Origin of the sequence: Corynebacterium sp. c25Ua_47, assembly GCF_039907205.1 — a bacterium.
Lineage (GTDB): Bacteria > Actinomycetota > Actinomycetes > Mycobacteriales > Mycobacteriaceae > Corynebacterium > Corynebacterium hiratae.
Genome location: NZ_JASBOH010000006.1, coordinates 1 through 22,750 on the forward strand (window position 1 = coordinate 1; position 22,750 = coordinate 22,750).

Annotated in this window: 23 protein-coding genes and 5 tRNA genes; 9 read left to right on the forward strand and 19 right to left on the reverse strand. The window is 61.0% G+C overall.

Annotation, left to right across the window (positions count from 1 at the left end):
* Window positions 1-47: 47 nt before the first annotated feature.
* A complete protein-coding gene (gene murA / locus QKE52_RS06820) occupies window positions 48-1,316 on the reverse strand; it encodes a UDP-N-acetylglucosamine 1-carboxyvinyltransferase (protein WP_070700971.1) in 1,269 nt (422 codons plus the stop codon).
* 21 nt (window positions 1,317-1,337) lie between these two features.
* The gene (gene ramA / locus QKE52_RS06825) at window positions 1,338-2,177 is read right to left on the reverse strand and encodes an acetate metabolism transcriptional regulator RamA (protein WP_046649294.1); all 840 of its coding nucleotides are present in this window, start codon (window positions 2,175-2,177) and stop codon (window positions 1,338-1,340) included.
* Between the two features lie 253 nt (window positions 2,178-2,430).
* Here ramA and cysK point away from each other — a divergent pair, with 253 nt between their 5' ends.
* Both cysK and epsC read left to right on the forward strand, forming a co-directional pair.
* A complete protein-coding gene (gene cysK, locus QKE52_RS06830; RefSeq protein WP_175973585.1) occupies window positions 2,431-3,369 on the forward strand; it encodes a cysteine synthase A in 939 nt (312 codons plus the stop codon).
* A 114-nt stretch (window positions 3,370-3,483) separates the two neighbouring features.
* A complete protein-coding gene (gene epsC / locus QKE52_RS06835) occupies window positions 3,484-4,047 on the forward strand; it encodes a serine O-acetyltransferase EpsC (protein WP_141745899.1) in 564 nt (187 codons plus the stop codon).
* A gap of 18 nt (window positions 4,048-4,065) precedes the next feature.
* Here epsC and QKE52_RS06840 read toward each other — a convergent pair whose 3' ends face one another.
* The 5 genes from QKE52_RS06840 to QKE52_RS06860 all read right to left on the reverse strand — a co-directional run bounded on the left by QKE52_RS06840 (window position 4,066) and on the right by QKE52_RS06860 (window position 5,045).
* Complete coding sequence (locus QKE52_RS06840; protein WP_046649296.1) at window positions 4,066-4,359, reverse strand: GNAT family N-acetyltransferase; 294 nt, start codon at window positions 4,357-4,359, stop codon at window positions 4,066-4,068.
* A 98-nt stretch (window positions 4,360-4,457) separates the two neighbouring features.
* Window positions 4,458-4,530, reverse strand: a tRNA-Phe gene (locus QKE52_RS06845).
* A gap of 20 nt (window positions 4,531-4,550) precedes the next feature.
* Window positions 4,551-4,624, reverse strand: a tRNA-Asp gene (locus QKE52_RS06850).
* Window positions 4,625-4,858: 234 nt separating this feature from the next.
* Window positions 4,859-4,935, reverse strand: a tRNA-Asp gene (locus QKE52_RS06855).
* 34 nt (window positions 4,936-4,969) lie between these two features.
* Window positions 4,970-5,045 (reverse strand) — tRNA-Glu (locus QKE52_RS06860).
* Window positions 5,046-5,128: 83 nt separating this feature from the next.
* Between QKE52_RS06860 and QKE52_RS06865 the strand changes: the two genes are divergently transcribed.
* Complete coding sequence (locus QKE52_RS06865) at window positions 5,129-5,461, forward strand: metal-sensitive transcriptional regulator (RefSeq protein ID WP_046649297.1); 333 nt, start codon at window positions 5,129-5,131, stop codon at window positions 5,459-5,461.
* 80 nt (window positions 5,462-5,541) lie between these two features.
* On the opposite strand, the gene QKE52_RS06870 is transcribed toward QKE52_RS06865, so the two are convergent.
* A tRNA-Lys gene (locus QKE52_RS06870) sits at window positions 5,542-5,614 on the reverse strand.
* A gap of 90 nt (window positions 5,615-5,704) precedes the next feature.
* A complete protein-coding gene (locus QKE52_RS06875) occupies window positions 5,705-7,207 on the reverse strand; it encodes an acetyl-CoA hydrolase/transferase family protein (RefSeq protein ID WP_046649298.1) in 1,503 nt (500 codons plus the stop codon).
* Between the two features lie 176 nt (window positions 7,208-7,383).
* On the opposite strand from QKE52_RS06875, the gene dusB reads away from it, so the two are divergent.
* Window positions 7,384-8,529 (forward strand): tRNA dihydrouridine synthase DusB, encoded by a 1,146-nt coding sequence (gene dusB / locus QKE52_RS06880; RefSeq protein ID WP_046649299.1) that lies wholly within the window; start codon window positions 7,384-7,386, stop codon window positions 8,527-8,529.
* A gap of 68 nt (window positions 8,530-8,597) precedes the next feature.
* Window positions 8,598-9,326, forward strand: coding sequence for a phosphate signaling complex protein PhoU (gene phoU, locus QKE52_RS06885; protein ID WP_347948435.1), 729 nt, complete (start codon window positions 8,598-8,600; stop codon window positions 9,324-9,326).
* Window positions 9,327-9,442: 116 nt separating this feature from the next.
* On the opposite strand, the gene pstB is transcribed toward phoU, so the two are convergent.
* The 5 genes from pstB to mshD all read right to left on the reverse strand — a co-directional run bounded on the left by pstB (window position 9,443) and on the right by mshD (window position 14,579).
* On the reverse strand, window positions 9,443-10,216 hold the full coding sequence (gene pstB, locus QKE52_RS06890) for a phosphate ABC transporter ATP-binding protein PstB (RefSeq protein WP_347948436.1): 774 nt from the start codon (window positions 10,214-10,216) through the stop codon (window positions 9,443-9,445).
* Between the two features lie 41 nt (window positions 10,217-10,257).
* On the reverse strand, window positions 10,258-11,175 hold the full coding sequence (pstA, locus tag QKE52_RS06895) for a phosphate ABC transporter permease PstA (RefSeq protein ID WP_347948437.1): 918 nt from the start codon (window positions 11,173-11,175) through the stop codon (window positions 10,258-10,260).
* A 13-nt stretch (window positions 11,176-11,188) separates the two neighbouring features.
* The gene (gene pstC, locus QKE52_RS06900) at window positions 11,189-12,238 is read right to left on the reverse strand and encodes a phosphate ABC transporter permease subunit PstC (protein WP_046649302.1); all 1,050 of its coding nucleotides are present in this window, start codon (window positions 12,236-12,238) and stop codon (window positions 11,189-11,191) included.
* A 143-nt stretch (window positions 12,239-12,381) separates the two neighbouring features.
* Window positions 12,382-13,491: a phosphate ABC transporter substrate-binding protein PstS gene (gene pstS / locus QKE52_RS06905; protein WP_070516633.1), complete on the reverse strand. Its 1,110-nt coding sequence runs from the start codon at window positions 13,489-13,491 to the stop codon at window positions 12,382-12,384.
* 173 nt (window positions 13,492-13,664) lie between these two features.
* A complete protein-coding gene (mshD, locus tag QKE52_RS06910; protein WP_347948440.1) occupies window positions 13,665-14,579 on the reverse strand; it encodes a mycothiol synthase in 915 nt (304 codons plus the stop codon).
* Between the two features lie 33 nt (window positions 14,580-14,612).
* Between mshD and QKE52_RS06915 the strand changes: the two genes are divergently transcribed.
* A complete protein-coding gene (locus tag QKE52_RS06915; protein WP_070516637.1) occupies window positions 14,613-15,449 on the forward strand; it encodes a DUF2993 domain-containing protein in 837 nt (278 codons plus the stop codon).
* Here the strand turns inward: QKE52_RS06915 and QKE52_RS06920 are convergent.
* Window positions 15,446-16,486, reverse strand: coding sequence for a diacylglycerol kinase family protein (locus QKE52_RS06920; protein ID WP_049157159.1), 1,041 nt, complete (start codon window positions 16,484-16,486; stop codon window positions 15,446-15,448). The genes QKE52_RS06915 and QKE52_RS06920 overlap by 4 nt on opposite strands.
* A gap of 63 nt (window positions 16,487-16,549) precedes the next feature.
* Here QKE52_RS06920 and QKE52_RS06925 point away from each other — a divergent pair, with 63 nt between their 5' ends.
* Window positions 16,550-17,224: an FABP family protein gene (locus QKE52_RS06925; protein WP_046649306.1), complete on the forward strand. Its 675-nt coding sequence runs from the start codon at window positions 16,550-16,552 to the stop codon at window positions 17,222-17,224.
* A gap of 18 nt (window positions 17,225-17,242) precedes the next feature.
* Here QKE52_RS06925 and QKE52_RS06930 read toward each other — a convergent pair whose 3' ends face one another.
* Complete coding sequence (locus QKE52_RS06930; RefSeq protein WP_158381978.1) at window positions 17,243-18,130, reverse strand: aminodeoxychorismate lyase; 888 nt, start codon at window positions 18,128-18,130, stop codon at window positions 17,243-17,245.
* 30 nt (window positions 18,131-18,160) lie between these two features.
* Here QKE52_RS06930 and QKE52_RS06935 point away from each other — a divergent pair, with 30 nt between their 5' ends.
* Together QKE52_RS06935 and QKE52_RS06940 are read left to right on the forward strand one after the other, a co-directional pair.
* Entirely contained in the window at window positions 18,161-19,222 is a 1,062-nt protein-coding gene (locus QKE52_RS06935) for a folate-binding protein YgfZ (RefSeq protein ID WP_158381977.1), read from the forward strand.
* Between the two features lie 188 nt (window positions 19,223-19,410).
* Window positions 19,411-19,638 (forward strand): DUF3073 domain-containing protein, encoded by a 228-nt coding sequence (locus QKE52_RS06940; protein ID WP_070511197.1) that lies wholly within the window; start codon window positions 19,411-19,413, stop codon window positions 19,636-19,638.
* Between the two features lie 110 nt (window positions 19,639-19,748).
* Here QKE52_RS06940 and purM read toward each other — a convergent pair whose 3' ends face one another.
* The 3 genes from purM to QKE52_RS06955 are packed head-to-tail and all read right to left on the reverse strand — an operon-like array spanning window position 19,749 to window position 22,748.
* Window positions 19,749-20,801, reverse strand: coding sequence for a phosphoribosylformylglycinamidine cyclo-ligase (gene purM, locus QKE52_RS06945; RefSeq protein ID WP_347948442.1), 1,053 nt, complete (start codon window positions 20,799-20,801; stop codon window positions 19,749-19,751).
* 14 nt (window positions 20,802-20,815) lie between these two features.
* On the reverse strand, window positions 20,816-22,309 hold the full coding sequence (gene purF / locus QKE52_RS06950; RefSeq protein WP_187357579.1) for an amidophosphoribosyltransferase: 1,494 nt from the start codon (window positions 22,307-22,309) through the stop codon (window positions 20,816-20,818).
* 34 nt (window positions 22,310-22,343) lie between these two features.
* The gene (locus QKE52_RS06955) at window positions 22,344-22,748 is read right to left on the reverse strand and encodes a sterol carrier family protein (RefSeq protein ID WP_070516644.1); all 405 of its coding nucleotides are present in this window, start codon (window positions 22,746-22,748) and stop codon (window positions 22,344-22,346) included.
* Between the last annotated feature and the right edge of the window lie 2 nt (window positions 22,749-22,750).

A 22,750-nucleotide genomic window follows, 5' to 3' on the forward strand; every position in this document is an offset into this window, starting at 1 on the left:
TACACCGTTTCGTTGTACCACCTGGGGACGTCGCCAAGCACTGCTGCCTAGTAGAGCTCTTCCTCCTGAGTGCGCTCGATGGTCGCCCCCAGCGCTTGCAGGTTCTCTACAAAGTTGGGATATCCGCGATCGATGTGGAAAACATCGTGGACGGTAGTTGTCTCATCTGCACAGAGCGCAGAGAGCACCAAACCGGCGCCCGCGCGAATGTCGGAGCTCCAGACATGCGTTGAAGACAACCGCTCTTGGCCGCGGATGACAACATGGTGGCCATCCACCTGAGCGTCGGCGCCGAGGCGCAACATCTCATCGACGAATCGGAAACGGGACTCGAACACGTTCTCCGTAATGATGGAAGTACCTTCCGCAACCGCGGACAGTCCAATAGCGATGGGCTGAAGATCCGTTGGAAAGCCTGGGTAAGGCAGCGTTTGGTAGTCCACGGCGGTGGGGCGCCCATCCATACGCACGCGGAAGCCGTTGACATAGTCCTCAATATCGGCACCGGCCGACTTGAGCTTTTCCAAAGGCAGGTGCAGGTGCTTGGGAGCGATGCCGCCCACCGTAATATCTCCGCGCGTCATGACTGCGGCATAGGCCCACGTCCCGGCCACGATGCGGTCACCGATGACCTCGTGTTCCGTCGGCTGAAGCTTGTCCACACCGCGAATCGTGATGGTGGACGTACCTTCACCAGTGATGTCAGCACCCATTTCCTTAAGCATCAGGCACAGATCGACGATTTCCGGTTCGCGGGCGGCGTTGTGGAGCTGAGTTTCGCCGTCGGCAAGCACGGCAGCGGTAAGAATATTCTCTGTGGCGCCCACAGAGGGGAAATCGAGCTTGATGCTTGCGCCGTGCAGGTGGTCAACCTCCGCTACGACGGCACCGTGCTCAATACGCGTGCTCGCACCCATTTTTTCGAGTCCGGACTGGTGCATGTCCAAGGGGCGGGAGCCAATGGCATCTCCACCCGGCAAAGCCACCTTGGCGTGACCGCACCGCGCCGTCAGCGGACCTAGCACGCACACGGACGCGCGGAACTGCCGCACGGCGTCGAAGTCCGCGTTGGAGTGCAGCTCGGCCGGAGTGGTGATGCGCACTGTGTGGCCATCGATCTCCACTGAGCACCCGAGACCTTCGAGGACCTTGCGCATCAGGGGAACATCAAGAATTTCAGGACAGTTGGTCAGCGTGGTCGTGCCCTCCGCCAACAGTGCCGCAGCCATCAGCTTCAGCACACTGTTTTTGGCACCGTCCACCTTGACGGTGCCCTGCAGGCGCGCCCCACCGGAGACAATAAATTGGTCTTTCACGCCCACCCAACTTACCTACAATCAGGGCAGCGCGCCGATACGACGGGCCGCATTGACCGCTTCATAGCGGGTGTGGGCCCCCAGTTTGCGCATGACAGAACGCAGATAAGACTTCACCGTTTCGGCTCCGATGCCCATTTCCTCTGCCGCCTCAACGTTGGTGTGCCCCAACGCCACGCAAGACAATACATCGAGCTCGCGCGCAGACAACTTGGTGGTCTGCTTCACGCGCACCGGGGAGACCATCTGGTCGCAGAGGGCTTCCAATTCCTTGCGGAGGTCCTCATCGTTGACGCGGTTAGCCAGCATCCGCAGCTTGGAGTGCGTCGAGCGTACCTGCTCCCATTCGGCGCCGTTCATCACGTGCCCGCGAGCGGCGCCGCCCTTGCCCCCATCGGCGCGGCGCAGTGCGGAATTAACCGCTAAATCCTGCTCGAGGCAGCGGGCGGTCATGGTGACCTCCTCGATGACCTTGTCACCCAAGCGGACCGGCGAATGAACACCAACATAAAGAACGCCGCGGATCTCACGCTGCACAGTCACCGGCACCGCCACGATGGAGTGCAGTCCCTCATCCTGGATGTAGCGGTCGTTCTCGTGGCTGATCGTCGTGGCGCGGGTGTAATCGGATACGCCTACCGCGCGGCGAGTGCTGACAACGCGTCCGCCGACGCCCACATTCGCGTCAATCACCAAGTTCTGCAAGGCCGGGGTGCGCAGACCTACCCAGTGGGTAATCTGCAGACGATTATCCGGCAGCAAGGTTCCGTACATCGTGACGGGAATTCCCGTTGCGGTCTTCAGCGACGATAGCGCTGCGCGTACGGCTTCGTCATCATCCTTGAGTCGGTGCGGCTCCATGAGACTCTCTCTTACTCGGGGGTAACCAGCAGGTGCACCCACATTCCCCGCCTGAAACGGGGGTAGGTGGACACTATTTGCGAAGTATAACCGTCCGACGGGGGTAATTCTAAATCGCACCGCGCCCTACTCCGTCACCCCAAATCCCACATATCATGCCCGAATGCTCTGTTCAGAATTTATATACCACTTTGTCTAGTGGCGGGGTGTAAGGTGTCTGCTGTACATCGGAAGTTATTTACAAGGAGTCCACATCGTGGCTGTATACGACAACATTCTAGAAACCATCGGCGGAACCCCGCTGGTCCGCCTCAACCGTTTGACCGAGGGCCTCGGCGCCGAGGTGCTCGTGAAGGTTGAGTCCTTCAACCCCGCAAATTCCGTCAAGGACCGCATCGCCAAGGCGATTGTCGACACCGCCGTAGAAGCCGGCGAGCTGAAGCCGGGCGGCACCATCGTTGAAGCCACCTCCGGCAACACCGGTATTGGCTTGGCGCTTGTCGGCGCAGCCCAGGGTTACAAGGTCATCCTGACCATGCCGGAGACCATGTCTAACGAGCGCAAGGTGCTGCTGCGCGCTTATGGCGCTGAGATCGTGTTGACCCCGGGCGCTGCCGGAATGAAGGGTGCCGTAGAGAAGGCCAACGAAATTATTGCCGAAACCCCCAACGCGATCCTGGCTTCCCAGTTCGCTAATGAAGCAAACCCGAAGATCCACGAGGCAACCACCGGCCCCGAGATCTGGGAGGACGCCGAGGGCAAGGTTGATGCTTTCGTAGCCGGCGTCGGCACCGGCGGCACCGTCACCGGCGTTGGTCGCTACCTGCGCTCCCAGAACCCGGATACCTACTTGGTAGCTGTAGAGCCCTCCGACTCCCCCGTCCTGTCCGAGGGCAAGGCAGGCCCGCACAAGATCCAGGGCATCGGCGCTAACTTCGTCCCGGAGGTTCTGGACCGCGAGATCCTCAACGAGGTTCTCACCGCCACCACCGAGGAATCTGTCTCCACTGCCCGCAAGCTGGCCACCGAGGAGGGCCTGCTCGTCGGCATTTCCTCCGGTGCCAACGTCTCCGCTGCTCTCAAGCTGGCTGCACGCGAAGAGTTCAAGGGCAAGACCATCGTGGTTGTCGCCCCGGACTTTGGTGAGCGTTATGTCTCCACCATCCTCTTCGAGGACATCCGCGAGGCTTAGAGTTCCCAGCGTGGCTTTCCGCGGGGCGTCGCAAAGCGCACTGCGGTGAGCACCCCGAATAAAAGCGCCCTCTGTGCTAGGGGGCGCTTTTTCTTTCTAGATAGGATGGTTTGCATGCACATCTTGAAGATGATTCGTGAAGACCTCGCCAACGCGCGCGAGCATGATCCGGCCGCGCGCGGCGACGTCGAGAACGCCGTGGTCTACTCCGGCCTCCACGCTATTTGGGCGCACCGCATTGCCCACCGCATGTGGAAGCGTGGCTGGCGCGGGCCGGCACGCATCTTGGCCCAGGTGAACCGCTTCTTCACCGGAATTGAGATCCACCCCGGCGCCACAATTGGTCGGCGCTTCTTCATTGACCACGGAATGGGAATCGTCATTGGTGAGACTGCCGAGATCGGCGATGGCGTTATGCTTTACCACGGTGTCACGCTCGGCGGCCAAGTTCTCACGCAGACAAAGCGCCACCCAACGATTGGGGATAATGTGACTATCGGCGCCGGCGCCAAGGTGCTGGGCCCCATCACTATCGGTGAGGGCTCCGCGGTAGGCGCTAACGCCGTGGTGACGAAAGATGTGCCCGCGTATCACACCGCTACGGGTATTCCCGCTAAGAACCGTCCTCGCAAGAAGGACGAACGCATCAAGCTGGTGGACCCGGACTACTACATCTAAGGGCGGCCGACTCCGTATTTAGAGGCTGCCCTCGCGGGCGGTCAACCGCTGGTACTCGGGGTTCTTCTCGATGAACCGCGCCACGGCGCTGCACGTTGGGATGACTTGGCGGCCTGCCGTCGAGTCATCATCCAACGCCGCCTTAATCAGAGGTTTGGACAGGCCTTGGCCTTGAAAAGACTCAAAAATTTCCGTGTGCGTAAATTCGCGCGTGGTGGCGGAGTCACTGTATTCAGCGAAGCCTGCTTCCTCGCCATCGACGGTGATGACGAAGCGGGATCGATCGGTTTGGTGCGCAACTGAAGTAGTCATGGTGCCCCATTAAACCAAAAAGCAGCAGACCACTAGAGCAACTCCGGGGGAACAAGGAAACAAAAGAGCCCCCTCCAGTACTGGAGGGGGCTTTCTTGTGGCCAGAGCCAGGATCGAACTGGCGACCCCACACTTTTCAGGCGTGTGCTCTACCGACTGAGCTATCTGGCCAGAAGCCACAAGGACTTCGGCGACCCTGACGGGACTTGAACCCGCGACCTCCGCCGTGACAGGGCGGCGCGCTAACCAACTGCGCCACAGGGCCATTTTCAATTATCTCTTGTGCGCTGGGCACGAATAAGTACTCTACACAAAGCTTGAGAAACACACCAAATCAGCATGTCATATACGGTTTTTAAGAGTAAAGAAGTACCGTCCACGCGACTGCCGCACAGCACCTAGACCTATCGGTCCCGACCCCGCCTTGAGTGGGCTATGACAAGCAAAACAATTCAAGCCTCGAAGCGTGTTTCTACAAACACCGCTCCGAGGCTTGGTATGGCGACCCTGACGGGACTTGAACCCGCGACCTCCGCCGTGACAGGGCGGCGCGCTAACCAACTGCGCCACAGGGCCATACATATTGACTTATGTACCAACACGTTAGTGTTGGTACCCCCAACGGGATTCGAACCCGTGCCGCCGCCGTGAAAGGGCGGTGTCCTAGGCCGCTAGACGATGGGGGCCCGTTGCCTTGAGGCAACTTTGTAAAAATATACTGGAGACATCCCTACTTAACCAAATCGCCCCGGCAGAAAGGCGGAAAACCATGGCTGACCAGCGCGATACTTGCTCCTGCCACGAGCCCGGCGTTCACGGCTACAACTCCGATAGCGAGCAAAAGGCAAAATACTTAGCGCGTCTCAAGCGCATCGAGGGCCAAACCAGAGGCATCCACCGCATGATTGCGGAAGACCAATATTGCATCGACATCATCACGCAGATCTCCGCGGTCACCTCAGCGCTCGAGAACGTCTCCCTAGCGCTGCTAGAAGACCACATAGAGCACTGCGTGGCAGGAGCCGCCGCCGAGGACGGGCAAGTAGCCACAGAGAAGCTAGAGGAGGCCATGCGGGCCATCCGGAAGCTCGTGAAGAGCTAAAGGCGCTAGGGCTCCCCCTACTTAGCCCTCAGTGGGCCACCCTACAACGCAAAAGAGCCGCCCGAAGGCGGCTCTTTCTGTGGGCCCTGCGGGGCTCGAACCCGCGACCTGCGGATTAAAAGTCCGTAGCTCTACCAACTGAGCTAAAGGCCCAACGCCCATCCATCTTAGTAGGTGACACTAAGGAAAAGGAAATGGCCCTCACCTCCAGCGGTAAGGGCCACGACCGAGCGGCATGAGCGATTAACCGCGCATGTCACCCTTCTCCATGAAGTTCACCTGGAAGTCAAAGGCGGTCTTCAGATCGTGCGGGGTGTGCTGGAACTTATTAGCCTTGGCACGCTCGTAGTATTCCTCAAGCAGCGGGCGGTAGTCCGGGTGCGCCACGGCGATAACCTTCTCCACGCGCTCCTTCGGAGCGAGACCACGCAGGTCCGCCACACCGTACTCGGTGATGATGACCATGGTGTCGTGCTCGGTGTGGTCGGTGTGGGACACAAACGGCACGATGGCGGAGATTGCGCCGTCCTTGGCCACCGACGGGGAGACGAAGGTGGAGATGTAAGCGTTACGGGTGAAGTCACCGGAGCCGCCGGTACCGTTCATGATGCGGGAACCGGAAACGTTGGTGGAGTTGATGTTGCCGTAAATGTCGCCCTCAATCATGCCGTTGGAGGAGATCAGGCCAACGCGGCGAATAACCTCCGGGTGGTTGGACACCTGCTGCGGGCGCAGGATGATGTGCTTGGCGTAGCGCTCAGCCTCAGCGTTCATCTTGTCCGCGTACTCCGGGGACAGAGCGAAGGAGGTAGCAGAGGCGACGGTCATCTTGCCGGCGTCGATCAGATCGAGCATGCCGTCCTGGATAACCTCGGTATACGCCTGAATGTTTTCAAACTTGGAGTCCAGCAGGCCGGCCATCACAGCGTTCGGGACGTTACCCACACCGGACTGCATGATGAACTTGTCATACTCAAGGCGGCCGGCAGCGACCTCGCCCTCAAGGAACTCGATGAAGTTCGCAGCAATCTTCTCGGAGACCTCATCCGGAGCCTTGAACGGTGCGTTGCGGTCCGGAGCGTCGGTCTTAACCACTGCCACGACCTTTTCTTCCGGGATCTCAATGTAGGTGGTTCCAACGCGGTCGGCCGGCTTGGTGATCGGAATGGGCTGACGGTTCGGCAGCTTCTCAATCCGGTAGATATCGTGCATGCCCTCAAGGTTGAGGGACTGCCACTCGTTCACCTCGATGATGATCTTGTCGGCGGCCTCAATGTACTCGAGGTTGTTACCTACGGCCGAGGACGGAACGATGTTTCCGTTCTCGTCGATACGCACGGCCTCAATAATGGCTACCTGGAAGTCACCGTAGAAGCCCTCCTCTACCTGCTGACCGGAGTGCGAAAGGTGGATGTCCTGGTACAGCGCGGAGCCGTCGTTGAAGCGGCCACGCAGAACTGGGTCGGAGTTGTACGGGGAGCGGAAGCGGATGGCGTTAGCCTCCGCGAGCACGCCGTCGCAGTCCGGGGCAGTCGAAGCGCCGGAGAAGACGTCAATCTTGAACTCTTCCCCCGCCTCGTGCGCTGCCTTTGCCTTTTCCGCGATGGCGGTAGGCAGGGCCTTGGGGTAGCCAGCACCAGTAAAGCCGGAGATTCCCACACGGTCACCGTGATTGACGAACTTAGCTGCCTCGTCAGCGCTCATAACGAGCTTCTCAAACGGCGCGTATGCAATTCTCTCAGACATGAGTCCTCCTTTTATGTGCAGAAAAGACCTAGGTTACGGTCCTTTCCTATTAGTTACATGCACCACACTAGCGAATCGGTGGCGAATTTACCGCACTCTGCCCCAAACCGTGTGCACCCCTCACTTTTTTCATCAGAATTTGCCACCCTAGGCTTGTTCCGCGCACAATTGGCGGCGTGACTCTTGCTATCGGAAACATCCAGCTCAACTCCCCCGTTGTCCTCGCCCCTATGGCGGGCGTGACCAACGTGGCCTTTCGCGTGCTGTGCCGCGAGCAAGAGATAGCGAAGACCGGAACCGTCTCCGGCCTCTACGTGTGTGAAATGGTCACCGCACGCGCCCTCGTTGAGCGCAACCCAAAGACCTTGCACATGACCACGTTTGCCCCCGAAGAACAGCCGCGCTCACTGCAGCTGTACACCGTCGATCCGGAGTACACGTACAAGGCGGCCAAGATGATCGTGGACGAGAACCTCGCAGACCACATCGACATGAACTTCGGCTGCCCGGTTCCCAAGGTCACGCGCCGCGGCGGTGGTTCTGCCCTGCCCTATAAGCGCCGTTTGTTTGGCAACATTGTCGCTGCGGCCGTCAAAGCGACGGAGGGCACGGACATTCCAGTCACCGTCAAGATGCGCGTCGGCATCGATGACGAGCACAAAACGCACCTCGACGCCGGCCGGATCGCCGTTGCTGAGGGTGCCGCGGCCGTCGCTCTCCACGGTCGCACGGCGGCGCAACGCTACTCCGGCCACGCCGACTGGGGAGAGATTGCCCGCCTCAAGGAACACCTAGCGGATACTGGCATTCCCGTCTTGGGTAACGGCGATATCTTCAAGGCAACCGATGCGCACGACATGATGGAACAAACCGGATGTGACGGCGTCGTCGTAGGCCGCGGCTGTTTGGGCCGCCCCTGGCTCTTCGCGGAGCTCTCCGCCCACCTGCGGGGTGAGCCGGTGCCGCCGGAGCCCACTTTGGGGGAAGTCACGCAGATTATGATTCGCCACGCCGAACTGCTGACACAGCACGAAGGCGAGCGCCAGGCCAGCCGCGATATTCGCAAGCACATTGGGTGGTACCTCCGAGGCTTTCCGGTGGGCGGCCAGGTGCGCGCTGGCCTTTCTCGCGTCAATTCCTTGGAGGATCTGCGCGAACTGCTGGCGCCGTGGGCGGACTCGCCCGCGCTTGCCGACGACGCCGATGGCGCCCGCGGCCGCCAGGGTTCACCCGCCAAGGTGGTCCTGCCCGAAGGGTGGCTCGATGATCCGGAGGATGCCACGGTTCCGGAAGGCGCGGAGATCATGCACTCCGGAGGCTAGGAGCAGAACCTGCCTTGATCGTGTTGCCCGACAGGCACTAGACCAATAGTTGGGCTAAAGTACGTGGCATGCGCGCAGCTTACCGTGAACAGTTGGATAACTTTGCCCATGATCTGATCATCATGAGCACGACCGTCCATAGGTTGATGACTCTTGCCTCCCAGGCATTAATCGAGGCTTCCCTGCAACCAGCTGAGGAGGCCGTGTCGCTGCGCGATGAACTGGATGAGGTCCGCACGCGCTGTGAAGACCGTGCGGTGTCCCTTCTGGCCTTGGAGAACCCCATGGCCAAGGACTTACGCCAAGTGATCTCCTCCATCTATATTGTGGAAGATTTCTACCGCATGGGCCGCCTATCCCAGCACATTGCAACGAGCGCGCGTCGCCGCCACCCAGAGCCGGTTGTACCGGCAGAAATCATGGGCTATTTCGAGGAGTACACCCGCCTCGTCCTCGAGATGTCTGCAGGGCTCAAAGACATCCTCATCACCCGCGATCCGGAGCTCGCGCTGCGCCTGACCGAAGATGACGATGCCGTGGATGACATCAACCATCACCTGCTGCGCATGCTGACCCAGCGGGAGTGGAAGGGAACGGTGCGCCAAGCCGTGGAGACTTCGCAGCTGTCACGCTACTACGAGCGATTCGCAGATCATTGTGCCGCCGCTGCCGGGCGCATCATCTACCTGGCCACGGGCTTGGACCCGGATCGCTATATGCGCAAGCGCGACCAGGAGCAGCGCGACGCCGAGATGGAAGCCCGCATGGCGGAGCTCGAGCGCCAATTCCGCAACTAGGCAGGCGTGTGGGCGTGGGTGATCCACCCGGCTCGATCCAAAGCACAAGAAAGCCGGCGCCTCTCCTAGACCTTAAACAGGTGAGAGAGGGCGCCGGCTTTGGGCACTAGTGGCATTTAGCCGAAGCGGCCAGAGATGTAATCCTCGGTGTCCTTCTTGGACGGGTTTTCGAAGATCTTGGTGGTGTCATCGAACTCGACGAGGTGGCCCGGCTTGCCGGTGGCCTCTAGAGAGAAGAAACCAGTCTTATCGGACACGCGGGCTGCCTGCTGCATGTTGTGGGTCACGATAACGATGGTGAAGTTTTCCTTCAGCTCGTGGATGAGGTCCTCAACAGCCAGGGTAGAAATCGGGTCCAGCGCCGAGCACGGCTCATCCATGAGGAGAACCTCCGGCTCCACGGCAATCGCACGGGCGATGCACAGGCGCTGCTGCTGACCACCAGACAGGCCGCCGCCCGGCTTATCCAGGCGGTCCTTCACCTCGTCCCAGAGGTTAGCGCCGCGCAGGGACTTCTCGGCAACTTCCTTGAGCCTCTTCTTGTTCTTCTCACCGGACAGCTTCAGGCCGGCGACAACGTTGTCCTCGATGGACATGGTCGGGAACGGGTTGGCCTTCTGGAATACCATGCCGATGGTGTTGCGGACAGACACCGGGTCAACCTTGGAGCCGTAGATGTTCTGTCCATCCAAGAGGATCTCACCCTTGACGTAGGCGCCGGGGATGACCTCGTGCATACGGTTGAGGGTGCGCAGAACGGTGGACTTACCGCAGCCGGAGGGGCCGATGAAGGCGGTGACGGCCTTCGCCGGAATTTGCATATTGACATTCTGTACGGCGTGGAAGTCACCGTAGTAGATGTTCACGTCGTTGAGCTCAAGCTTGGACATGAGTAGTGCTCCTATTGGGGGTAGGTGGAAAGTGAATACGGTTACTTCTTGACGGAGAACTTCGCCGAAACGATGCGCGCGCCGATATTGAGAATCGCGATGAGGACAACCAACGTGAGGGCGGCACCCCACAGCTTGTCCAAGACAGCCGGATCAGCACCGGACTTGTACATATCCAGCATCATCAGCGGCAGCGAGGACTGCGCGCCCTTGAGCGCATCCCAGTTGATGGAGGACGTAGAGCCCACCAACACCAGCACCGGCGCGGACTCACCCATGATGCGGGCCACGGCGAGCATGATGCCGGTGACGATGCCGGAAAGAGCGGTCGGCAGAACAATGCGGGCGATGGTCTTCCACTTCGGTACACCTAGGGCATAGGAAGCCTCACGTAGGTCCATGGGGACCACACGGAGCATCTCCTCAGTATTGCGAACCACAATTGGAATCATCAGGAGTACCAAGGACAGCGCCACGGCCATACCGGAGCGCTTGAAGCCGAACAGCGTAATCCACATGGCGAAGATGAACAGTGCGGCCACGATGGAGGGCACACCGGACAGAATGTCCACCATGAAGGTGGTGAGGCGGCTCAGGGGGCCACCGCGGGAGTACTCCACAAGGTAAATCGCGGTAAAGATACCAATCGGAACCGAAATAACGGTCGCGATGATGGTCTGAACGAACGTACCGATGATGGCGTGCAGTGCACCACCGCCGGCTTCAGTATCCAAGATGCCGCGCTGAGATTCGGTCCACCACTCGGGGCTCAGGACAGCCCCGGAACCGCGAACAATGAGCTCGAAGAGGACCCACAGCAGCGGAATCATGGCGATGATCATCGTCGCCCACACGAGAGCGGTGGCGATGTTGTTGGTGGTCTTACGGCTCGAGGAAATATCCAGGAAGGTCGGGCCGGAAGAAGCCGGGACAGCGTTAGAGGTTGTAGTCGTAGTCATCTCTGTTCCCTCCTTACTTGCTCTTCACGATGGAACGGGCAATTGCGTTGACCACGAAGGTCAGAAGGAACAGCATGAGGCCTGCGGCGATGTAGGCGCCCGCACGCATCTCATTACCGAACTCTGCGGCCGCCAAGGCGATGGCGGTGGCGAAGGTGGTACCGCCATCGAACAGCGAGAAGCGGAAGTCGACCAACGGGGAGACAACCATGTACAGCGCCATGGTCTCACCCAGCGCGCGACCCAGGCCCAGCATCGAGCCGGCAATGTAGCCGGACATACCGAAGGGAAGGACCGTCATGCGAATAACTTCCCAGCGGGTGGCGCCGAGTGCCAAGGCAGACTCGATCTGGCCCGGAGGGGTCTGCACGAAGACCTCGCGGGCGGTAGCGGCGATAATCGGCAGGATCATCACTGCCAGCACGATGCCACCGGTGAGGACGTTGCGACCCGTCGCAAAGTGCGGGGAGTTGTCGTAGACCTTGAACAGGAAGAAGCCACCTGCCCAGGAGTGCAGCCACGTGTAGAAGCCGGACAATGCGGGGCCGAGAACCTGCCAGCCCCACAGGCCGTACACGATGGACGGCACGGCAGCGAGCATGTCGACGAGGAAGCCCAGCGGCTTCACCAGCTTGGCCGGTGCGTAGTTGGACAAGAAGATAGCAATACCGAGTGCCACCGGCATCGCGATGATGAGAGCCACGATGGAAATCAGCACGGTGTGGCCGAACATGGTGGGAATACCGAACTTCATTGCGTCGGTATCATTGGTTTCCCAACGCTCGCCGTAGGTGAAGAAACCTACGATGCCGCCCTCATTGACGGCAAGCGAGGGAACCGCTTGCCACACAAGGAAGACTGCGATGGCAGCGATCATCACCGTGATCAGCGTGGCGGACGCAGTGGACAGGAATTCAAAGACACGATCGCCCGGGCGCTTGACGCCCGTCTTAACGGCTGGGGTAGGGGCAGCGCCTGCGTCGGATGCATGCACGCTAGGACGAATCGCCGAAACGGCATCCTCCCTCGCGGATGACGCTGTGGTGAGATTATTGTCTGCCATGAGACTAGGGAATCCTTTTCAACGGGATCAATAAAAAATGCGGGACACGCTACCGCCCCCAAAGCGCTCGTTAACGGCGGATTGGGGGCGGAAGTGTGTATGTAAACGGCAACTACGGCACTAAGGCCCGCAGTTAACTGCGCTTACTGGATAGCGTCGACAGCTGCCTTCAGGCGCTCGAGGTGGTCACCAGCAACCGGGATGAAGCCAGCGTTCTCCAGCTCGTCATTCTGGTTGTCCAGAACGGTGTTGAAGAATGCCTTCACCAGAGCGGAGGTTTCCTCATCGTAGCCAGCAGAGCAGACGATGTTGTAAGTGGTCAGGATGAGCGGGTAGGCGCCCTCGTCGTTGGAAGCAAAGAGCTTGTCGGAGTCAACAACCATGTTGTGCTCGGAGCCGGTGTCCTTGAAAGCAAGGTGGTCCAGAGCAACACCGACGGACTCAGCGTTGAGCTCAACCGGGCCGTTGCCGAAGTCAATCTTGGCAATCTTGACGCCATCGGCTTCCTTCTGGTGAGCGTAGCCAGCCTCAACGTAGGTGATAGCACCCTCGATGGAAGCGACCTGGTCAGCCACACCGGAGGAACCGTTAGCGCCCTCACCAACAGCATCCGGGAACTGCTTGCCCTCGCTGTCCCAGTTGCCGGTAGCGGCGGTCAGGAACTTCTGGAAGTTATCGGAGGTACCGGACTCATCAGAGCGGAAGATAACGGTGATGTTCTTGTCCGGCAGGTCGGTGCCCTCGTTCTCAGCCTTGATGGCGTCATCATTCCACTTGGTGATCTCGCCCTTGAAAATCTTAGCCAGGGTGTCGGTGGAGAGGTTGACCTCGGTGTCACCCAGGTTGTAGGCGATAGCAACCGGGCCGATGGTGGTCGGCAGGTGCCATGCATCGTTGCCCTCGCAACGCTCCTTAGCAGCCTCAACCTCACCCTTGTCCTCCTTCAGGGCGGAGTCGGAACCAGCGAAGTCAACGGTGCCACCGTTGAAGGCCTTCACACCAGCGCCGGAACCGGAGGAGGTGTAGGAGAAGTTAGCATCCGGGTACTCGTTCAGGAAGGCCTTCTCGAAGACGGACATTGCGGACTTCTGGGAGGAAGCGCCCTCACCAGAGAGGTCACCGGAGACCTCTACGGAGTCGGAGCCGCCATCGGCGGAATCAGACTCGTTGGACTCGGAGCAGGCAACGAGAGCGGTGGAGGTGGCGGCGACGATGCCGAAGATAGCGGCAGTGCGCTTGAAGTTGCGAATCACGGGGAACCTTTCCGGTACGGATACAAGAGAATGATTTTTCGAGGAAATCGCCCCAAACCCTCTCCAAAGGCAAGCGCGATTAACTCACGGGAAGTAAAGCTATATGCGGAGGGTTAACCCCACAGGGATCAAGAGGTGAACAATCGGTTAACTTGTACCAAAAGGCGGTGAGACTAGTCACTTTTCGCCCAGACGCAGTGCTCCTCCGCAGTACCAAAGCCGAGCTTCTCATAGGCCTTTACTGCCGGCTCATTGTCCGCCTCGACGTACAAGATGACCTTGTCCGCTCCTTTAGCGACCATGCGCTGCAAGCCAGCGGTGAGCAACGGGCCGCCGAGCCCGCGCCCGCGATAGTCCTCGCTCAGCCCCACAACATAGACCTCACCGAAGGCTGGGATGTCCTCCTCATGCCATTTCAGCCAGTGAAAGCCGGCCATGGTTGGGGCACTGTGCTCACCACCGTGCGAATCCCACAGGAAGAGCACGTCGGCCGGATCGAACCATTCGGCTTCCATCCCGCGGTGTAAACGCTCCAGGTCCCAGCCACCTTGCTCTGGGTGCCAGGAAAAAGCCTCGTTGTTGGCTCGTAACCACTCCGCCTCGACGTACTCGCGCCCGAAACGCTCGACCGACTCCGTGTACGTGCAGATCTCTAGGCCTTCAACCTTTGCGGACGCTTCCTCCGCCGCGCGTAGGTCCCGTCCCTCAATAGCCATGACGAGCAGGCGCCTGACGACGTTCATCCCGTTGCGCTTCGCCAGCGCCTGGGCGGCCGGGAGGTTGCCGTGTGCCCAGATCTGGGGGGAGGTTGGGAGGGCGTCGACAAGTGCCTGCCCCACCCCGCGCCCGCGGTGTTCGACGTCGACGACGAGCTCTACCGTCTGCCCTTCGACGGCAGCCACACCTGTTATCTCACCGTCTTCGAGTGCGAGCAGGTGGCGGTGCCCAAGGCGACCATCTCGCAGGCCGACCACAAACTGCTCGGAGAACGGCGCATAACCATCGTGCGTTTCGGCACGTGTGGCCAGCTCCTCCACGCGCTGTGCCAAATCCGGATTCTGCGGCAGGGTAAGGGTCTCAATATTCATGTTTCCCAGCTTACGTGCGGTAGTAATAGAAGGGTGACCGTCATCTACCTCAGCCGCCCCGTCGTCCGACTCGCCGCCGTCGCGGGAGTGGTTCTGACCGCATGGCTGGCGGATTCCGCGGTGGCGATGCATGCCGAGCACACCGTGGCCCAGAAGGCGAAAGCCAGTTCCCAGCTGGAAAATAGCCCCAGTGTGTACATCGGCGGCGTTCCTTTTACCCTCGGCGCTCTGACCAAAGAGGTTCCTTACCTCGAGGTCAACTCCTCCGATGTGGAGGTTCCCAAGCTCGGGATGGTCAACGCTTCCACGACGCTGCGCGATATCACCATTCGTCCCGAACAGCTCTTCAGCGGGGACCTAGAAGGTGCACCGGTCTCCACTTACACGCGCAGCATTAGCATCGACGGAGTAGCCCTCGGCCGCCTGCTGGGCATTACGGACCTATCCATCGCCAACCCCGATGACATGTCCCCCACCGGCGGCCCGTCTGCCGAAGCTGAGCTCACCGGCACGCTACCGGGAGACACCACCAAGTCCACGGCGACGGTAACGTTGCGCCTCGTTGGGCCGGAATTTCGCATGAGCGTCTACGGGACCGATGATGAGCGCCTCAAGAAAGCATTCGGGCTGGTCTTGGATACCCGTCAACTACCGTTGCCTGCCCAGGCCACCTCCGTGAAGCTGCACGGCGGTTCCATTACGTTCGAGGTGCAGCGCCGCAACATCACTTTGAAGACGGCGCAGCTCTCCCCTCTCGAAATCGATGGGTCGGAGGAAAAGGCCGTCGAGGATGCAGCGCAAAAGGCACAGGACACCGCCAACGAAGTAGGCAGCGCACCGACGACGCCGCCGAGTTGGCGTCAAAACTAGTTGATTCGAACGAGGTCGCGCAGGATCCTGCGGACGTTGCGGTGTATGGGCGGGGCCGGATCGGTAGGAGCGAAGACTTCCAACGCGTCTGCCTCCGATTCCAGATGCACCTCCGTGAAGGTTCCCTCCGACTCTCCGTCTGCCTGGAAGCGGTGCGGCTTCGGGCACACCAAATCCACCTCGACGGCATCCTCAAAGTGCAGCGTTCGGGCATCCGTGACCTTATTCAGCCAGTGGCGGTGATCCACGCCAAAGAGGTGGAGCACGCCCACAAGACCATCAATGCCACCGAGGTCTGACACCCCGAAGAGGCCAAGGCCTTGGTCGAAAGAGTTGCGCGGATTCGTCACCACCGGCAGCGGTCCGAGGAAGGTCCACGGGTTGGTGTTCGAGGTGAACATGACGGGCACGTCATCAGCCGAGAAGGTGTCTCCCGAGCCGGAGCGCGCACGCACGCTAATGCGCGGTGGGCGAATGCGGGCGCGCTGATAGGCCTGAAAGGCCACGGCCAAATAGCGCAACGGGGTAGCTGCAAAGCCCATTTCCCGAGCACGGTCCACGCGAGCGAGCACGTCGGCATCCAATCCGAAACCAGCGTTGACCGCGAACCACCGGTCATTCCACACCCCCAAGGACACGGTGCGGCGCGTATTGCGTTCCAGCATCCGAGCCAGCACGTGGGCTGCCTCAACAGGAGTATTGGGGAAGCCGAGGGCACGGACGAAGACGTTGGCGGAGCCCGTGGGAATCACCGCGAGAGCCGGAATGTCCTGGGGGCTGGGACGTTCCGCGGAATCTGCGGGGCCTAACAGCCCGTTCACAATTTCGTTCACCGTGCCATCTCCCCCGAAAACCAAGATGACATCGAAGTCTTCCTTGGTCATGCCCCGCACCATATCCTCCGCGTGCCCCGGGTAATGCGTAAAGCGAGCAAGCAGCTGCAGCCCCTCCACGTCCCGAATGACGGGCAGAACCTCGCGGAAGAGGGCCGAATTCTGGCTCGTGGAGTTCGGGTTTGAGATCAGCAATGCGCGCATGACCCCCTAGACTACTGGAGCCTAGTGGTTTCCGCGGCGCCCCCACGACTACGCTGGGGCAGCATGAGCGAACAGACGAATAATGAGAATCACCCGGAAAACACCCAGCCGGAGAACGGCAAGATTGATGGCAACGCAGCCGTCAACCAAGCCGCGGAAGCATGGAAGGATGCTGCCTCCCGCAACATCCCCACCGTTGATGTAGCAGAGAATCCTTTGCCCGATGAGACGGCAAACCTGCGTCAGGGTCCGTCGCTGCACGATGGACTCTTGGGGCTTCTCCCCCTCGTCGGCGTGTGGCAGGGCGAAGGCCAGGCCCACAGCGCCGACGGCGAGCAGTACGCCTTTGGCCAGCAGCTCATCATCGCCCACGACGGTGAGAACTACCTGACCTACACCTCCCGCACCTGGAAGATCGATTCCGAGGGCAACCCGGCGGGCCCGGACGTGCGCGAATCCGGATTCTGGCGCATCTCTCTCAAGGACGAGATTGAGATGACCTACACCTCCTCCAATGGTGTCAACGAGATCTTCTACGGCTCCCTGTTCAACGAGCGAGCCTGGCAGCTGGAGTCCGCCTCCACCATGGTGACGGAGACAGGCCCCGCCAACCTCGGCCCCGGCAAGCGCATGTACGGCCTGATGCCGAACAACAACTTGGGCTGGGTCGATGAGCGGCTTGTCGACGGCGAAATGCGCCCCTTCATGTCCGCCGAGCTCACCCGCGTAGCAGGCTAGCTAGCGGCATAAGGGAATCTAGCGGGCCAGGGCGGCGTCGATCAGCGCGCGTATTTCTTCTGCGTTCGCCGGCGCCTTGAGCTTCGTGTCATCGAGGCGCGTCACCCGCACCGCTGTGCGCACCGAGGAGACCAGCCACACCGAGTCAGCCTCCTCGAGGTAGCTCAGGTTGAGCTCCTTCGCCTTGCAGCGATATCCCTGTTCTGAGGCGTATTCAAACAGCGCGGCCTGCGTGGTTCCGGGGAGTATCCCCTTACCCGCGGGGGTGCGCAGCTTGGTTCCCTTAACCGCCACCACGGTTGAGGTAGCCCCCTCCAAGACCTGCCCCGTGTCGGGGTCGGTAAAGATCACATCATCAAATCCGCGCTCGCGGGCCAGCCGCAGCGTGGCCATGGTTGCCGCATAGTTCAACGTCTTGGCCGGCAGCTCCTCCGCCACCTGCCACAATCGCGGCGTACTCATGACCTTGACGCCCTTCGCGCGCTGCGCCACCACATCCTCCGGGATTTCCTGAACCGCAACCCAGGCCGTGGGCACCCCGGTGGAGGCCCGGCCGCGGGTATAGGTCCACGTGCACTTGGCTTCGAGCGGCGAGCCACCCGTGTCCCCCGCGCCGGCGGGACCATAAAAGTCGGCGATAGCCAACGCGGTGGCTTCCTCCCACTTGTGCATCGGCGGCTCCGGCAAATTCAGAGCCTGGGCGGAGTGTCGGAAGCGCTCCGCGTGGCGGGGAAGGTTCGCCGCCTTGCCATCACGCACTAGAAGGGATTCAAAAATCCCGTCTCCGCGCGTGACCGCGGCATCATCCCAGTAGACCAACGGTAGGTTCGGCATGTGGCGCCGCACCGATCCCCCAAACGGCTCCACGACGTAGATGACCGGCTCTTTTCTGCGCTGAAGGCTCATAGCCCCGATTATGCCCTACCATCGGAGGGCGTGAGTTACTCTTCGCCACTTCTTTCTCGGCCCGGAGCCGCTGAGTTCCAGGGCACCACGCTCGTCGATGTCTCTGGGGTCCCCTGGCACTACGGCAACCCCCTCGTCGAGCAGCGCGCGGTGGAAACAGGTTCAGCCGTCATCGACCGCTCCCATCGCCGCGTCATCGCGGTTTCTGGGCCCGATGCCCAGGCCTTCCTGCATAACCTCCTGAGCCAAAAGCTCGATGACGTGGACGCCGGCTTTTCCGCAGGTGCCCTTGACCTCAATATTCAGGGCCACGTCCTGCACCACATGGATCTATCTTTCGACGGGGAAACCTTCTACCTCGATGTGCCGGCGGCGCAGTTGGAGTCTTTGCGAGATTTCCTCACCGCCATGGTGTTCTGGTCCCAGGTCACCGTAGAGGAAGTAGACGTGGCGGTCATCAGCGTCCTCGGTCAAGCGCTGGACAAACCTTCTACGGCCCTGTTGGAGAGGCCCGTGCACTGGCCGGGCTGCCCGCGCCAGGACTTCCTCGTGCCGCGGGACAAACTAGACGCAGCGGTGCAAGAGTTGGAGGCCCAGGGCGGAAGCTTAGCGGGGCTCATGGCTTTTACCGCCGAGCGCGTGCGGGCACGCGAGCCCGAACTAGCCGCAGATCTCGATGCAAAGACTATCGCCCACGAGGTTCCGCATTGGATCCGGCGCAGCGAGGATCAGCCCGCGTTCGTTCACTTGGACAAGGGCTGCTACCGCGGGCAGGAGACCGTCGCGCGCGTAGAAAACCTTGGGCGCTCTCCCCGTTTATTGGTGCTGCTCTACCTCGACGGCTCCGCCCCGGAGCAAGCGGAGAGCGGAGCGGACATCACGTTGGGTGGGCGTCGCGTGGGCAGACTCGGCACCGTGGTGGAGGACTGTGATTATGGCCCCATCGCGCTTGGTCTAGTAAAGCGCAGCGCCCTCGACCATGGAGAGCTGGCCATTGGTCCGGTAGCAGCATCGATCGAGCCGGATTCCATCCCTGCCGATGAGGGCCCGAAGGCCGGCCGTGCCGCTGTGGATCGCCTGCGCGGAAAATAGTGGCGCATTACACAATGGACTATTTGCCGCAGGGTGGAGCACTTTTCAGCACACCGCTAGGGGGTAGTTCGGAATTTTTTCGTCACACAGGCTATGGTGTCTTACAGGAACATACACATATCTGACTAAGACGATGGGGCGGCCAAGAATCCCTGGACCGCCCTACACACCTCAAGGGGGTCATGCACATGGGACGCGGACGCGCCAAGGCAAAGCAGACCAAAGTTGCACGCCAGCTGAAGTACAATTCGCCCGAGATGGATCTGGATTCGCTCCAGCGTGAACTCGCCTCACAGAACTCCAAGCGCTCCAGCGATGAGGACGAGGATCAATACTCGGAGTACGCGGACTACGAGGACTATGCGGATCGCTGGGACTCGGACGAATGGGATGAGGATGATTCCGAGGAGCGCTAAGCGCGCGAATCACTTCCCCATTCTGTACATGCACAGCACGTAAGCGAAGGGCCGGAGATTCCTCCCCTCTCAGTGAGGGGCGCCTCCGGCCCTGTTCCTTTCTTCAGAACCTAGAACCCAGGGTGCTCGCCGGTCATGAGGACGCGCGGCTCGCGTTCTTCGGCGACGCGGACGGTGCCCAGCTCCCATGCCTCAACGTGGCGGGCGGTCATCATGGCCAACGCACGCTCGCGGTCCTCCGGCGCAACGACGGCGATCATGCCAACGCCCATGTTGAAGGTCTTCTCCATTTCCTCGAGGGCAACCTTGCCCACGGAGGAGATGGTCTTGAAGATCTGGCCCGGAGTCCACGTCGAGCGATTAACCTCAGCGGTCAGGCCCTCCGGGATCACGCGCTCGAGGTTGCCCGCGAGGCCACCGCCGGTGACGTGACAGAAGGTCGACACCGCGCACTCCGATACCAGCGCCAAGCAGTCCTTGGCGTAGATGCGGGTAGGCTCCAAAAGCTCCTCACCGAGGGTGCGGCCCAGGTCTTCCATGTAGCCGTCCAGCGGCAGGCCGGCCTGCTCCAGCAGCACGTAGCGCGCCAAGGAGTAGCCATTGGAATGCAGGCCAGAGGACTTCATAGCGATAAGGACGTCGCCGTCACGTACCTTGTCGGGGCCGAGGAGCTCCTCGGCCTCCACCACACCGACCGCGGTAGCGGAAACATCGTACTCATCCTTGCCCATGACGCCTGGGTGCTCAGCGGTCTCGCCACCCAGCAGCGCTGCACCAGCCTGCACGCAGCCCTCAGCAATGCCCTTGACAATGTCCGCGACCTTTTCCGGAACAACCTCGCCCACGGCGATGTAGTCCTGGAGGAAGAGCGGCTCGGCGCCACACACGACGAGGTCATCAACACACATGGCAACCAGGTCAATGCCGATGGTGTCGTGCTTATCCATGGCTTGAGCCACGGCCAGCTTGGTGCCCACGCCGTCTGACCCGGCCGCGAGGACCGGCTCCTTGTACTCGCCCAGCTTAAATAAGCCGGCGAAACCGCCCAGCCCGCCCATGACCTCCGGGCGGGAGGCGCGCTTGGCGTGCGGGGTGATTAGCTCAACTGCGCGGTCGCCTTCCTCAATGTTGACGCCGGCGGCAGCATACGTGTTCTCGCTCATGAGTGACTTAGTCCTTAATCGTTAGTTGTCGTCGAGCCCTGCAGGGTACGCACGGCCTCAGCATTGGGGTTTCCGGCGGGCAGTCCAAGCGGGTACTCGCCATCGAAGCAGGCACAGCACAATTCGCTGCGGGGCTGCTCAGTGGCCGCCACCATCTCATCGGTGGAGACGAAGCCCAGCGAATCTGCACCGATTGCCGTGCAGATGGTCTGCGCCACTTCCTCCGGGTCATCGGAGGGGTTGGCATTAGCAATCAGTTCACCCGGGGAGGCGAAGTCGATGCCGTAGAAGCACGGCCACTTTACCGGCGGGGAGGCGATGCGCACGTGGACCTCGGCAGCGCCGGCTTCCCGCAACATCCGGATCAGGGCGCGCTGCGTGTTGCCGCGGACGATCGAATCATCCACCACCACGATGGACTTGCCGTCAATGACCTCCCGCAACGGGTTGAGCTTGAGGCGGATGCCCATCTGGCGTTGAGACTGCGTGGGCTGAATAAAGGTGCGGCCCACGTAGGAATTCTTGACCAAGCCATGTGCAAAGGTCAGCCCAGATTCGCGGGCATAGCCCACGGCGGCCGGGTTGCCGGACTCGGGAACGGGGATCACCATGTCCGCGTCGGGCGCTGGGTACTGGCGCGCTAGGCGACGCCCAATTTCCACACGCGTCGCATTGACGGAGCGGCCTTTGATATTCGTATCCGGCCGCGCCAGGTAGACGTATTCGAAGACGCAGCCGTGGCGCTTGGTCTCCGCGAAGCGCTCGGAGCGAATACCGGTCTCATCAATAGCGACGAGCTCGCCGGGTTCGATCTCCCGGATGAACTGCGCACCCACGATATCGAGGGCGCAGGTCTCGCTCGCCACCACCCAGCCGGTGCTAAGGCGGCCGAGGGCGAGCGGACGCACGCCGTGCGGATCGCGGGCGGCATACAGCGTGTGACCGTCGGTAAAGGTTAGGCAGTATGCCCCCTTGACCCTGGGCAACAGCTGCAGTGCCGAGTCGAAGACTGAATTATTTTCACTGACGCCATCCGCCAACAAGATGGACAGGCACATGGAGTCCGAGACGGATTCTTCATGCGGCTTGATGAGCCCGCGTTCCACGGCCTCGGCGCGCAGCTCCACGTAGTTCACCAAGTTGCCATTGTGGCCGAGTGCAATGTCGACGCCGCTGGGCGACGTCCCAAACATCGGCTGCACATTCGACCATTCCTTGCCGCCCGCGGTGGAATACCGCGTGTGGCCAACAGCCACGTTTCCGTGCAGAGAGGTCAAGATGGATTCATCGAAGACATTGGACACTAGGCCCATGTCTTTGAAGACCACGATGCGGTCATCATCCCCCACCGCGATGCCCGCGGCCTCCTGGCCGCGGTGCTGGAGGGCAAAGAGGCCAAAGTAGGTTAGCTTGGAAACCTCTTCGCCTGGTGCCCAGACACCGAAAACTCCGCATTCTTCGCGGGGCTCCGGATCCAGGCTGGGATCCGTCGACAGGGGCTTAGTCATGCTCTGGACGTGTTCAGCTACCACGGCGCTAATCCTAGCCGTTCCGGCCAGTGAAAACTAACGGAATCACGGGCAAACAGGCAGCAATCTCGTGGGCACGGGAGCCGGAGGCGTCCACGCGGCCGTCGCCAAGCGCCTGCTCCCACCCCACTACACCGGTAGCCAGCTGCAGCCACGTCAGGGGATCCATCTCCACCACGTTCGGAGGGGTGCCCCGGGTATGGCGAGGCCCGTCGATGCACTGCACTGCCACGAATGGGGGGACCCGCAGCTCCACGGAGTGCCCCGGCGCGTCCGCCTCCAGCAGGCGGGCGGTGGTGCGTGTAGCGGCCGCAAGCGCGGGGCGACCTGGTTTTTCCACGCCTTCAGGGTCACGGATCCACTCCGCCACTGCCTCGACGGCGGCGCGGGTCGTGGCGGCGTCAACGGCCTTCTTCATAC